The organism is Pseudomonas sp. BIGb0381, from assembly GCF_024809815.1.
In the GTDB taxonomy this organism is placed as follows: Bacteria; Pseudomonadota; Gammaproteobacteria; order Pseudomonadales; family Pseudomonadaceae; genus Aquipseudomonas.
The window spans coordinates 420,977-434,140 of record NZ_JANUEN010000001.1 but is presented as its reverse complement, the minus strand read 5'-3'; the positions used below and the strand labels follow the sequence as shown (position 1 = coordinate 434,140).

11 protein-coding genes are annotated in these 13,164 nt (G+C 62.3%); 1 reads left to right on the top strand and 10 read right to left on the bottom strand.

Going from position 1 to position 13,164, the window contains the following annotated elements; genetic code table 11:
• Positions 1–390 precede the first annotated feature (390 nt).
• Positions 391–1,014, bottom strand: a complete 624-nt coding sequence (locus M2397_RS02090; RefSeq protein ID WP_131697428.1) for a Pr6Pr family membrane protein — start codon at positions 1,012–1,014, stop codon at positions 391–393.
• A 4-nt stretch (positions 1,015–1,018) separates the two neighbouring features.
• Complete coding sequence (locus tag M2397_RS02085; RefSeq protein ID WP_016977534.1) at positions 1,019–1,252, bottom strand: VF530 family DNA-binding protein; 234 nt, start codon at positions 1,250–1,252, stop codon at positions 1,019–1,021.
• Between the two features lie 507 nt (positions 1,253–1,759).
• Here M2397_RS02085 and M2397_RS02080 point away from each other — a divergent pair.
• A complete protein-coding gene (locus M2397_RS02080) occupies positions 1,760–4,177 on the top strand; it encodes a glucose/quinate/shikimate family membrane-bound PQQ-dependent dehydrogenase (RefSeq protein WP_145335192.1) in 2,418 nt (805 codons plus the stop codon).
• Positions 4,178–4,281: 104 nt separating this feature from the next.
• Here M2397_RS02080 and M2397_RS02075 read toward each other — a convergent pair whose 3' ends face one another.
• The 8 genes from M2397_RS02075 to M2397_RS02040 all read right to left on the bottom strand — a co-directional run bounded on the left by M2397_RS02075 (position 4,282) and on the right by M2397_RS02040 (position 13,163).
• A complete protein-coding gene (locus tag M2397_RS02075; protein ID WP_167654788.1) occupies positions 4,282–6,618 on the bottom strand; it encodes a bifunctional diguanylate cyclase/phosphodiesterase in 2,337 nt (778 codons plus the stop codon).
• 214 nt (positions 6,619–6,832) lie between these two features.
• Entirely contained in the window at positions 6,833–8,005 is a 1,173-nt protein-coding gene (locus tag M2397_RS02070; protein WP_259242193.1) for a PotD/PotF family extracellular solute-binding protein, read from the bottom strand.
• A complete protein-coding gene (locus tag M2397_RS02065; RefSeq protein WP_145335196.1) occupies positions 8,002–8,976 on the bottom strand; it encodes a GTP-binding protein in 975 nt (324 codons plus the stop codon). Before M2397_RS02065 ends, M2397_RS02070 begins: the two co-directional genes overlap by 4 nt.
• A 14-nt stretch (positions 8,977–8,990) precedes the next feature.
• Positions 8,991–9,293, bottom strand: coding sequence for a hypothetical protein (locus M2397_RS02060; RefSeq protein ID WP_065938646.1), 303 nt, complete (start codon positions 9,291–9,293; stop codon positions 8,991–8,993).
• Positions 9,294–9,306: 13 nt separating this feature from the next.
• Entirely contained in the window at positions 9,307–10,056 is a 750-nt protein-coding gene (locus M2397_RS02055; protein WP_145335198.1) for an SDR family NAD(P)-dependent oxidoreductase, read from the bottom strand.
• A 77-nt stretch (positions 10,057–10,133) separates the two neighbouring features.
• The gene (locus tag M2397_RS02050; RefSeq protein ID WP_259242192.1) at positions 10,134–10,895 is read right to left on the bottom strand and encodes an SDR family NAD(P)-dependent oxidoreductase; all 762 of its coding nucleotides are present in this window, start codon (positions 10,893–10,895) and stop codon (positions 10,134–10,136) included.
• Between the two features lie 10 nt (positions 10,896–10,905).
• Positions 10,906–12,246, bottom strand: a complete 1,341-nt coding sequence (locus M2397_RS02045; protein ID WP_065948897.1) for an MFS transporter — start codon at positions 12,244–12,246, stop codon at positions 10,906–10,908.
• A 38-nt stretch (positions 12,247–12,284) separates the two neighbouring features.
• Positions 12,285–13,163, bottom strand: coding sequence for a polysaccharide deacetylase (locus M2397_RS02040; RefSeq protein ID WP_003234086.1), 879 nt, complete (start codon positions 13,161–13,163; stop codon positions 12,285–12,287).
• Position 13,164 lies beyond the last annotated feature (1 nt).

The window sequence follows — 13,164 nt, the reverse complement described above, 5'->3', positions numbered from 1 at the left end:
TCATTCCGCCGCTTTAGCACGCAGAACATCCCACTTTTTTCCAATTACTTGCATTGCAACTCAGCTCATTTGAAGCCCGGCAATTATCCAGCGCAGATTTTAGAAGTTAAGTCGGCAGATTCATTTAATTACGTAGCCCTGCAACACCAAGACACATAGGAAAATTATGGCAATTTGCCAAAACTTTGAATGTATCTGTAAGAATTGGATTACATGGATTTTAACGAGAAGGTTTTATGGGTAAATATAACTGTAGGAACAGGATTACATCACCTGAAAAACCAGGGCATTTATGTGAAAAGATTAACTAATGAGTTGAAGAGTTCGAGAGGAAGCACGCAACCGTTCGACAAGACGGTGCGTGCCCAATAGCGCTAAGGAAGGAGTGAATCACGCGCGGGGCTTGATGAGCTTATCCAGCCCCACCACGGCCAGTGCAACCAGCACAAACCCGGCCAGAATGCCCCCGGCATTCACAAACACCTGTGGATAACCGAGGGTGCCGACATCGATGAACGGGTATTGATATTGCCCGAGCAAATCTCCGCGTAGCAGCACATAAGCGAAGTAGATCAGCGGATAAATTACCCACGCACCAACGTGCTTGAGGCGCAGGCTGCCCTTGGGTACACACCGGCACCAGTAGATGACAAACAACACCGGCATCACATCGTGCAGCAATTCGTCGGCGATAAATTGAAAGCCTTCGGGCTGCCACAAGTGCCGCAGCAACAGGCTGTAGGCCAGGCTCACCACCACGATGCTCACGGCAATGCCACTGCTGACACTGGGCGCGAGAAAAAACCGCCTGGCGGCAGAGTCCCGACGAATCAGTGCGTAACTGAGCACCACCGCTGCCAGGGTATTGGTCAGCACCGTGAAGAAACTGAAGAAGTTGATCAGCCCGCCCAGCAGGCTGGCGCCGGCTTCCCAGCGCGAATAGAAAATCAGGTATTGCTGAATCGCCAACCCCACCCAACCGGCCAGCGCCGCTGCCGCCACATACCGCTTCATGGGATCAATCCAGCGGGCGTTTGGTGCGCATCAGCTTGACGTACAAGCCTTCGACCTTCTCCCGCGCCCAAGGCGTCTTGCGCAGGAAGGTCAGGCTGGACTTGATACTCGGGTCACTCTTGAAGCAGCGCACATCAATGCGTTCGGCAAGGCCTTCCCATTCGTAATGTTCCACCAGGGTGGTGAGGACGTGTTGCAGGGTCACGCCGTGGAGGGGGTCGTTGCTTGTCGCGGTCATGCCGGGCCTATGAAAAAGTACTCACGAAGGTGCACACCTTATCACTCCACCCTTACAGGTAAAAAAGTTCCCGCTTTCGGCGAAAGACAGATGTTAGGTTGTAACCACCCGTCTCAACCCTTATCACCGTCCGCCCCCACCGTCTAAAAAACCCTGAAGTTCCCCCTCCCCCCCTATTTGGCAGCGACGATCTGTCACTGTTACCAAATCGGAAATGATGCATCTTGCGATTCGTGCTTTCTCTTGGTGCGCCGGCGCTTTATCCTTGTCGGCAATAACCTGAAACGTTTCACTCCCCCGGTCGACCCCATTTTGCTGATTATTCCTACCCGTCAAGACAGCGCTGTCTTACACCGATCTGCGCCTGGGAATAAATCGCCCGCCTGTGGATAACGCTGATATCCCCAGAAAAACGTAATTAACGCTGAACCAAGCCCGTGCCGAATCGTCATCTACAGTGAAGAAACACGGGGATACATAATTCCAACGTAACGGAGAAACACAACTATGAGCACTGACGGTGCTTCAAGTCCAAGCCGCCTGCTCCCAAGGCTGCTAGGCGTCTTGCTGCTGATCATGGGGCTGGCCCTGCTGGCCGGTGGTATCAAGCTGAGCCTGCTCGGCGGGTCGCTGTATTACCTGCTGGCCGGTATCGGCATCACCCTGACCGGCCTGTTGCTGCTGGCCACCCGCCGCGCCGCGCTGGGCCTGTACGCGCTGGTGCTGTTCGCCAGCACCGTGTGGGCCCTGTGGGAAGTCGGCCTGGATTGGTGGCAGTTGGTGCCGCGCCTGGCGCTGCTGTTCGCCCTGGGCATCGTCATGCTGCTCCCGTGGTTTCGCCGTCCATTGCTGCGTGGCCAACCTGCCCCGCTGGGCACTGGAGCGCTGAGCGTGGCCGTGGTGCTGGCCGGTGCTACCGCCCTTGCCAGCCAATTCACCAACCCCGGTGAAATGGTCAAGACCGGCCAACTGGACCGCGACGCGGTACCGGGCATGGCCAGCGCCGCACCGTCCCAGGCGGATGGCGATTGGAATTCCTATGGCCGCTCGGCCTACGGTGATCGCTACTCGCCATTGGCGCAAATCACCCCGGAAAACGCGCACAAGCTGGTACCGGCGTGGACCTATCGCACCGGCGACATCCCAGGCCCGAACGATCCGGGTGAAACCACCGCAGAAAACACCCCGCTGAAAGTCAACGGCATGCTCTACGTGTGCACGCCGCACAGCCAGGTGATCGCGCTGGACCCGGACACCGGCAAGGAAATCTGGCGCTTCGATCCGAAGATCAGCAGCCAGGGCGCCGAGAACTTCAAGGGTTGGGCACACATGACCTGCCGTGGCGTGTCGTATCACGATGACGCCGCCTACGCTTCCGAGCAGAGCCCGACCGGCAGCGCCAGCCCGGCTGCCGCGCCGAACGCCTGCCCGAAACGCATCTTCGTACCGACCGCCGACACCCGCCTGATCGCCCTGAACGCCGACACCGGCAAGATGTGCGAAGACTTCGGTGACAAAGGCCAGGTCGACCTGCGTGCCAATATCGGCAGCTTCGCCCCCGGCGGTTACTACTCCACTTCGCCACCGGCCGTGACCAAAAACCTGGTGGTGATTGGTGGCCACGTCACCGATAACGTCTCCACCGACGAGCCCAGCGGCGTGATCCGCGCGTTCGACGTACACACCGGCAAGCTGGTGTGGAACTGGGACAGCGGCAACCCGGACGACACCACCCCGTTGGCCGAGGGCAAGACCTACACCCGCAACTCGCCGAACATGTGGTCCATGTTCGCCGTGGATGAAAAACTCGGCATGCTCTACCTGCCGATGGGCAACCAGATGCCTGACCAATACGGCGGCGACCGTACCGACGATTCCGAGAAGTACGCAGCGGGCCTCACCGCTTTGGACATCGACAGCGGCCACGTGAAGTGGACCTTCCAGTTCACTCACCATGACCTGTGGGACATGGACGTTGGCGGCCAGCCGTCGCTGATCGACATCAAGACCGAAGCCGGCGTGAAGCAGGCGGTGATGGCGTCGACCAAGCAAGGCAGCATCTACGTACTGGACCGCGCCACCGGCCAGCCGGTCGTGCCGATCCACGAAGTGGCCGTGCCGCAAGGTGCAGTCGCGGGTGACCGTACTTCCCCGACCCAACCGAAGTCCGAACTGAACTTCATGCCACCGCCGCTCAAAGAGCGTGACATGTGGGGCGTGACGCCGTTCGACCAGATGCTGTGCCGTATCGATTTCAAATCCATGCGCTACGACGGTGCTTTCACCCCGCCTTCGCTGCAAGGTTCGATCGTTTACCCAGGTAACTTCGGCGTGTTCGACTGGGGTGGCATTTCCGTCGACCCGGTACGCCAGATCGCCTTCGTGAACCCGAGCTACATGGCGTTCAAATCCAAGCTGATCCCGGCGGCCGATATCGCCAAGCAAGGCCCACGCGTCAGCGAAACCGAAGGCGTGCAGCCGAACAAAGGCGCGCCGTACGGCGTGATCCTCGAAGCCCTGCTGTCGCCCCTGGGCCTGCCGTGCCAGGCACCGGCATGGGGTTACGTGGCCGCGGTCGACCTGACCACCCACCAGACCATCTGGATGCACAAGAACGGCACCGTGCGTGACAGCTCGCCGGTCCCGGTTCCCCTGACCATGGGCGTACCGAGCCTGGGCGGCACCTTCACCACCGCCGGTGGCGTATCGTTCCTCAGCGGTACCCTCGACCAGTACCTGCGTGCCTACGACGTGAAAAACGGCAAGCAACTGTGGGAAGGCCGCCTGCCGGCCGGCGCGCAAACCACACCGATGACCTACACCGGCAAGGACGGCAAGCAGTACGTGCTGGTCGTGGCGGGTGGTCATGGTTCCCTGGGGACCAAACAGGGTGACTACGTGATGGCGTTTAAACTGCCGGATTAAGCGTTATCGGCGGCAAAACAAAGGCGGCTACCCTCACAGGTAGCCGCCTTTTTCATAAGCAATGAAGATCAACATCCGGGAGGGGCGATGGACTGCACCCGTCGTTAGAGCGGTGTCCGTTCACGCCGCATCCACATCTCGAACGCCATGGCATTGAGCGGCCGGCTGATCAGGTAGCCCTGGGCAGTGTCGCAGTTCCAAAGCTTGAGCAGCTTGAGGCTGGGCTCGAATTCCACGCCTTCGGCCACCACCTTGAGCCCCAGGTTGTGGCTCATTTCGATGGTCGAACGCACGATCACGCCGTCACCGCTGGTGCTGTCGAGGTTGCGCACGAAGGACTGGTCGATCTTCAACTCCTGCACCGGCAGGCGCTGCAGTTGCGCCAGCGACGAATAGCCGGTGCCGAAGTCATCCACCGACAGGCTGATGCCACAACCGCGCAGTTGCTCCAGCACGCTCAAGGCTTGTTGCGGGTTGTGCATGATCGCGCTTTCGGTGATCTCGAAAATCAGCTGCTTGGCCGCCACGCCGTACTGCATCAGCAGGGTGGTGACACGGATCGCCAGGTCGTCATCGACCAAGTCATCCACCGAGATATTCACCGACAACTGAATGTGCATGCCGCGCTGCGACCACTCACCGATCTGGCGGATGGCTTCTTCGATCACCCACTGGGTCAGCCCGCCCATGCTGCCGGTGCGCTCGGCCAGGGGGATGAATTCGGCGGGCGACACCAGCCCCAGGGTGGGATGCTGCCAGCGCAGCAAGGCTTCGGCCTGGCACACGTCGCCGTGCTTGAGGTCGAGCTTGGGCTGGTAGCACAGGTACAACTCGCCTTCGACGACGGCCCGGCGCAGGTCGCGGATCAGGGTGATCTGGCGCTGGTGGGCGAGGTCGCGGTCCTGCTGGTATATCTGCAGATAGCCCGGCAGCGTCGCCGCATCATGGCGAGCGATAGCGGCGCGGCTGATCAGTTCTTCAACGTGCTGACCATCGGCGGGGTAAGCGGCGATACCGATGCTGACTTCGTGGCGCACTTCGTCATTGCCGATGCGCTGGGGTTCGGTAAGCAGCGCGTAGAGGCGGTCGGCGCGGGCCACGGCACGGTCGACCTCGGTGTTTTCCAGCAACAGCAAAAACTCGCTGCCGGTGATGCGCGCCGCCGTGTCGCTGGCCAGCAGGCTCATGGACAGGCAGCGGCTGGCTTCGCGCAGCATTTCATCCACACCCTCGGGACCGAAGCCCTCGTTGATAACGCGGTAGTTCTCGATCCCCAGGTACAGCAACACCACCGGCCGCCGCGCACTGATCGCACTGCCCAGGCGCTCCATGGCCAGGGCACGGTTGGGCAGGCCGGTGAGGGAGTCATGCAAAGCGTTATGGGCCAGTTGCCGTTCGCGCACGGCGATGCCGCTTTGCATGGCATTGAAGGCGCGGGCCAGCAAACCGAATTCATCGTGGCTGCGTACCCGCACCGGCGTGCGGTAATCACCGGCCCCGATGCGCCCGGCCGCCTCCACGAGTGCATTGAGCGGGCGCGAGACCCGCCGCGCCAGGAACAGCGCGCCGGCCAACGACACCAGCAGCACCGCCAGGGCAATCCCGAGAAACTGCCGGTCCAGCGGCGCAAAGGATTCCAGTGCATGGTCCAGCGGGCTCTGAAGCAATACACGCACTTCATCACCCTCGCCAGTGTTGGCCAACGCCAGCACTCGGCTGAGCACGCGCTGACCGTGAAACACATGGATCTGCGCCTCAGGGTTGAGCGGTGCGCCGTGCAGCAGGCTGAGGGCAGTGGCCTGGTACGCGTCGGGCTGGGTGCTGAACAGCGGGCCGGGCGTGCCGTCCTGCACACTGAGGAACGACACTTCCAGGTTGCTCATGGAGCGCAGTTCATAGGCGAACAGTTGGTCCATGGCAAAGCCCATCACGATGCGCGCGATGGGCAACGGGTCGCGCACCTCATCCTGCACCAGCAGGTAAGGCCGCCCGTCCAGGGCCACGATCAACATTTGCAGGCCATTGCGCCGCGCATGACGCAAGGCGACGTCATAGGGGAACCGCTGGCCGCGGGTGAGGATGGGGAGCGTGCTGACCATGACCTTGCCGTCCAGGCCCAGCACAAACACTTCGCTGGAACGGATGCCGGTGCCGTGGCGACGCAGTGCCGCCAGGATCGGCGCAGGCTTGCCCGCGGCCACGGCCTGCTTGAACGGGCCATCGCCAGCGAGCCAGTCGAGCCCGTATCGCAGGCGCCGCCCGCGCAGGTCCAGCAGACGCTCGAATACCTGGGTTCCGGTTTTCAGTTGGACTTGTGCCTGATTCTCCACGGCTCGGCGGGTGGCGCTCTTGACGGCGAAATAGGTCGCGGCGACCACCACCAGCAGCAACAGCGCCAACACCCCGGCGATGCGGGTTTGAAAGGTATGGCGCCATGTCATGGCAGTGCCCTCCGGCAGCGTTCGCCTCTCTCTGCCGCCGCGTCCCTTAGTCATGTGCATTCCCTACGCCCAGACCCGCCGTCAAAAAAACATCCATTTAGACTGGAAATTTTGTCTTAGCAGATTAGCTGGGACAGAGCAGAAGCGCACCGAATAAAAACGGGGTTTTCACCGTCACTTTATTGGCGACAACCCCTTGGCCATACCCGCTTATTCAGCCGCGGGCGCGCATGAAGTCCCCCCAACGCCGCACCAGATAGTTGTGCTCATCCATGACCGAATTCCACACCGCGATATGCCCCATGCGCTGCTCATAGGAGCCGCCATCGCGCACCTCGCCGATATCGATCAACGGCAACCCATCACTGCCGGGCAACTCTTCCCGCGCAGGCTTGCCGGCGTACCAGTAATCCCATTCGGCACTGCTGAGGTGATCGCGGCTGCGCGCCGGATTGCCGATGTAGTAACCCTGGCGCGCCATCACCGCACCCGGCCAGCCGGACAACCACCAATTGAGGTACGCATACGCCGCATCCAGCACCGGGCCCTGGGCATGGCGCGACAATGACAAGCCGCCGAACCAGGCGCGATAGCCTTCGCGGGGGACTGCCAGGCGGTATTTCACCCCGGCGCGGTGCAGGCGCATCAGGGTCGGCGACCACAAGCTCTGAATATCGATGCTCGGGCTGAGCATCAGTTGCGCCGCCTCTTCATCGTCGGACCAGAACGCGGCGAAATGCCCTTCCTTCTGCTTGCGCACCAGAATATCGGCGAGCACGTCGATCTCTTCGATGCTCATATTGCCGATGTCGTTGAAGCGTGCCAGTCCCGCGCCCTGCACGGCCAGCGCAGCATCCAGGGCGCCGATGGCGGCATCGCTCTGCAGCGCCGTGCGTGCGCGCCACGCCGGGTCCAGCAGCCAGCCCCAGCTTTCGTTACCGTGGCAAAACCCCTCGGGCAGGCGCTCGGGGCGGTAGGCGAAGCTGTCGGCATTGTGGGTCAGGGGCAGCATGCTGATGCGTTCGGTGACGGTGCTGCCAAGGCCGCCGTCGTGTTGAACGAATAGGCGCTCGCTGGGCACGCTGCCGCTGCCCAGGCGGTCGTTGGGCGACAGCCGACCGCGCTTGGGCAGGTCGTTGATCTCGTGCCACAGCGCGATACGCCGCGTGTCGATGGGCTGGATCGCCCGGGCCGGCCACACGAAGTCGACGTTGTGAAACCATTGGTCGTACAGGTCATAACTGTCGGGCTGCATCACCGCGATGCGCTGGGCCTGTTCGACGTCGTGCACCTGGTACACCAGCCGAATCCCCAGTTCCTGTTCGGCGCGCACGCGCAGGCATTCGAGCAAGGTGACCGAGGTGCCGAGCACCCGTAAGGTGATCATCCGGCGAACCGCCGTGAGAACACTTCAAAGGAACGCTGCAGCAACGCAGGATCGAGGCCACGCAGGATAAACACCAGGCGCGATTGCCGGTCGGTGCCTGGCCACGCAGGCAGATGGACCGGAGCATGCAGGCAATGCTGCACGCCATGAATGACGATGGGGGCGTTACTGGCGTTCACGTTGAGCAGTCCTTTGACGCGAAGGATTCGTTCGCCATGGCATCTTAACAGCATCGACAACCACACCCCGAAGCCGACCCAGTCCAGCGGCTGGTCGAAGGTCATACTGCACACTTGGGCTGCCCCATGGCTGGCGCTGGTGGTCTGATGCAATTGCCAGCGGCTGACTTCCATGGCGGGTTCGGCACTGCGCAGGCCTTCACCGAGCAACAGTTGGTCGCCGCTGTGGATGGCGTGGGTATCGAGGATCGGCGTACCTGCGTTGAGCGCCTGCAGGTGCGCACGCAGCGGTTCGCAGTCATCCACAAGATCAGTCTTGCTCAGCAGCAAACGGTCTGCCGCCGCGACCTGGGCCAGCCATTCCGGGTGCAGGCGCTCCTGCAACGCGGCGTGGCTGGCGTCGACCAGCGTCACCACCAGGCCGATATGAAAACGCCCGCGCAGTTGCACGTCGTTGTTCAAGGTGGCGAGGATCGGGGCCGGGTCAGCCAGGCCGGTGGTCTCGAGAATCACCCGTTTGAACGCGGGAATTTCGCCACGCTCGCGACGTTGCAACAGACCGAGCAACGCGTCCTTGAGCTCGCCACGGATGGAGCAGCAGATGCAGCCGCTGGGCAACAGCACGGTATTAGGCGCGACTTCTTCCACCAGCAGATGATCGATGCCGATGTCGCCGAATTCGTTGATCAGCAGTGCCGTGTCACCCAGGCTTTCACCTTGCAGCAGGCGCTGGAGCAAGGTGGTTTTGCCGCTGCCGAGGAAGCCGGTGATCACATTTAGAGCAATGCTCATATTTACCTCCGGCCCTACAATGGGGTGTTTTCCAGGTGGTCAAGTAGACGCGGGTCAAGGGGATCCAGCGGCCGGCCGAGCATGGTTTCAGCTGCCTGCCAGAGTTGATCCAGCCCGCTTGCCAGTGCCTGTTTGCCGGTGGCGCCCAACAGCAGATAGGAGGCGCCCTGGAAGTCTTCGACCTTGAGTCGGAACACCGCCAGCACCTGGTTGATCGCAGCGATACGGCGCAGGCGTTCGCGGCGCCGGGGCAGTTCATCGCCCAGGGGGTCGCTCCAGTGCAGGTCTTCGCCGAGCAATCCGCAGAGTCCGCACATGGCTACACCTCACTCATGGCATGACATCGCCGGAGTTCGGGCCCAGGGTCTGGCCGACGAACAGGTTGCCACCCGGCTCACTGGCCAGCAGCACAGCGGTGGGCGCCACTTCGTCCGCCAGGCCGAAGCGCCCCAAGGGCAGCTCCTTAGCCTTGGCGCGCTTCCAATCGTCACTGATACCGCCCACTAACGGCGTCTCGATCGGGCCGGGGGCGATGGCGTTGACCAGCACGTTGTCCTTGGCCACTTCCAACGCCAGGGATTTGGTAAAGCCGATCACCCCGGCCTTGGCGGCCGCGTAGTGGGTCAGTTCGGCGCCGCCCTTGATGCCCAGTTGCGACGCCACGTTGATGATCCGTCCCCAACCCTGCGCGAGCATATGCGGCAAGGCGCGCTGGCTGGCGACGAACACGCTGGTGAGGTCGACGCGCAGCATGTCGTTCCACATCTCGATGGACAGGTCGACGCAACGCGCCTGGGTAAGCATCCCGGCATTGTTGACCAGGATATCGATGCCGCCGAAGTGTTCGACGCAACGGTCGACACTGGCCTGGGCACCTTCGACCGTGCCGACATCGGCCACGCACTCGACCACTTCGGCGCCGAGGTTGCGGCAGGTGATTGCGGTTTCGGCGAGGCTGGCGGCGTTGCGGTCGGCCAGTAACAGGCGCGCGCCTTCAACGGCGTAGGCGCGGGCGATGGCGGCACCGATGCCACTGCCGGCACCGGTGATCACGGCGCGGCGGTTGGTCAGTTGGTTCATGCAAAAACTCCTGAAAAATTCCACTTCCAATGTGGGAGGGGGCAAGCCCCCTCCCACATTTGGATCAAGTACATCAGTCAGTCAGGCCAGCGCACGGTGAGGCCGCCGTCGATGACGATGCTCTGCCCGGTCAAATAACTCGACGCCTCACTGGTCAAGAACTGCACCAGCGACGCCACTTCATCTGCGCGCCCTACCCGCCCAAGCGGAATCGCCCGCGCGGCCTTGGCCAGGCCTTCCGGGCCGAGGGAGTTCTTCGCATCCAGCGATTGCGGTGTCTCGATCAACCCCGGGATCACCGCATTGCAGCGAATGCCCAGGGGCGCCAACTCCACCGCCAGCGAGCGGCACAACCCCGGCACACCAGCCTTGGCTGCGGCGTAATGGCTGTGTTCCTGCCAGCCATACACGCCGCCGGCAATCGAAGAGATCGCCACCAACGCGCCGCCTTCGTTCATATGCCGCGCCGCCGCGCGGAAGGTGCGCATCACCCCCGTGAGGTCGACATTGAGCATCTCGTTCCATCGCTCATCGGTCATCTCCAGCAGCGGCGCACGGCGCAGCAAACCGGCGTTGGCCACCGCGTAATCCAGCCGGCCGAAATGCTGTACCGCCTGTTCGGCGAGGGCGTCCACCGAGGCGGTATCGCCCACGTCCAGCGGTAACATCAGGCACTCGCCCCCCGCCTCCTCCACCTGCGACACGGTGGTGCTCGGGTCGTGGGGATCGGCCGGGTAATACCCGCCCACCACCGCGACGCCGCTGCGTGCATAGGCCACGGCGAGGGCTTGGCCAATGCCACTGGCGGCACCGGTAATCAGCGCAACTTTACGGCTCATCACATTCTCCTTACTGAACGGTTTCCGGACGCACATGGCGGGCGGCAAACATCAGCGCGCCGGACAAGAAGCACGGCAGCGCGCCGAACCACAGCGCGGCGGTCTGCCAGTCACTGCCGGCGGACAACACCTGGGTCGCACCAAAACCTGCGACCACGGCACCAATCGGGCCCATGGCATGGATGATCGCGCCGCCGGTGGCGCGGATGCTGGTGGGGAAACTTTCACTGATAAAGAACAGCGCCGCCGAGTACGGCCCGATCAGGAAGAACAGGCCCAGGCTGTACAGCCCGACCACCATCGGCATATTGCTCGGACCAAACAGCATGCCGGCAAACGCCAGGCCGCCGAGCATCCAACCCAGGCCGATGACGTTACGACGGCCGATCTTGTCGCCCATCCAGCCGTGGCTGAGGTAGCCGCAGTAACCCACCAGGTTCGACAGCACGAGGATGATCAGCGAGTTCTCGAACGAGATGTGGTGCACGCTGACGATCACCGAAGTGCCGAGCACGCTGAACACCTGGATCGCTGCCCAGTTGAGCAGCAGCGCAGCGCCGATCACCAGCGTGGCGCGACGGGCCGGGCCACGGAAAGCCGCCTTGAGACCGGCCTTGCTGTGTTCGTCGTAGTCCACGCCGTAGGTCACGGCAACGTTTTGCGCTTCGGTCACCGCACCGCTTTTACGCAGTTGGCTGATGCGCTGGTGGATCTGGAACTGCGGGCTCTCCTTGAGCTTGCGCGCCATGATCGCGATCACCACCGCGGGGATCGCGGCGAAGATGAAGCAACCCTGCCAGCCGATGATCGGCAGCAACAGCGCGGTCAAACCGGCGGCGATCAACGCACCGACCGGCCAGCCGCCCTGCACCAGGCTGTAGATGAAGCCGCGACGCTTGGTCAGTCGCGGGTCTTCTGACGCACCATACAACTCGGTCAGATAGGTGGCGTTGACGGTTTCTTCGGCATACCCCAGGCCGCCCAGCGAACGGATTAGAATCAGCGGCGACTTGCCCCACGCCCCGCCAATGGCGGTCAGCGCCGAGCACAGTGCGGAACCGGCCACGGTGAAAATAATCCCTTTGCGCCGCCCCAGCTTGTCGACGATCGGCCCGATGGCCAAGGCGACGACGGCGGTACCCACCGCCACCCAGGTCGCGATTTCAGCTTGCTCCACTTCACCCCAGCCAAAGTGCCGGCCGATCTCCGGCAGCAAGGTGCCGAACAGGATGAAGTCATACACCGCAAACACCCAGGCGAAAAACGCGATCCAGGTGGCGAAGCGTACTTCCTGGGACGTCAGTTGCCGGGGTTTCCAGCCAGTCAGGTCAAGCTTGTTGTAGATGGACATAATCGCGCCTCGGGAGGTGGGGGCTGCTTGGGTTGGGATCAGGTACGCGGTTGGCGGCGGATAAAGTCGTCGGCGATTTCGTCGAAGGTGACGAAGCGCACTCCGGCATGGCTCTGGATGTGTTCGATCAAGCGCTCGAGCATCAGCAGCACTTGCGGGCGGCCGGACACGTCGGGGTGGATGGTCATGGTGAACACCGCGTGTTCGTGCTCGCGGTAGACCCAGTCGAACTGGTCGCGCCACATTTCTTCGAGGTGACGCGGGTTGACGAAACCGTGGCTGTTGGGGGCTTTCTTGATGAACATCATCGGCGGCAGGTCGTCGAGGTACCAGTTGGCCGGGATCTCCACCAGGTCGGTTTCTTCACCGCGCACCAGGGGTTTCATCCAGGTGTCGGGGTGCTGGCTGTAGTCGATCTTGGTCCAGCTGTCGCCCTTGCGCACGTAGTAGGGGTGGAAGTCGTTGTGCATCAGGCTGTGGTCGTACTTGATGCCTTTCTTCAGCAGCAGCTCGTTGGTGACCTTGCTGAATTCCCACCACGGCGCGACGTAGCCGGTGGGACGCTTGCCGGTGACTTGGGTGATCAGTTCGATGGACTTGTCGAGGACGATTTCTTCCTGCTCGGCGGTCATCGCAATCGGGTTTTCGTGGCTGTAGCCATGCACGCCGATTTCGTGACCGGCGTCGGCCACGGCCTTCATCTGCTCGGGGAAGGTTTCCATCGAGTGGCCGGGGATAAACCAGGTGGTGCGCAGGCCGTAGCGTTCGAACAGTTTGAGCAGGCGCGGCGCACCGATTTCACCAGCGAACAGGCCGCGGGAGATGTCGTCGGGCGAGTCTTCGCCGCCATAGGAACCGAGCCAGCCGGCGACGGCGTCGACGTCGACGCCAAATGCACAGAGGATGTCTTTAGCCATG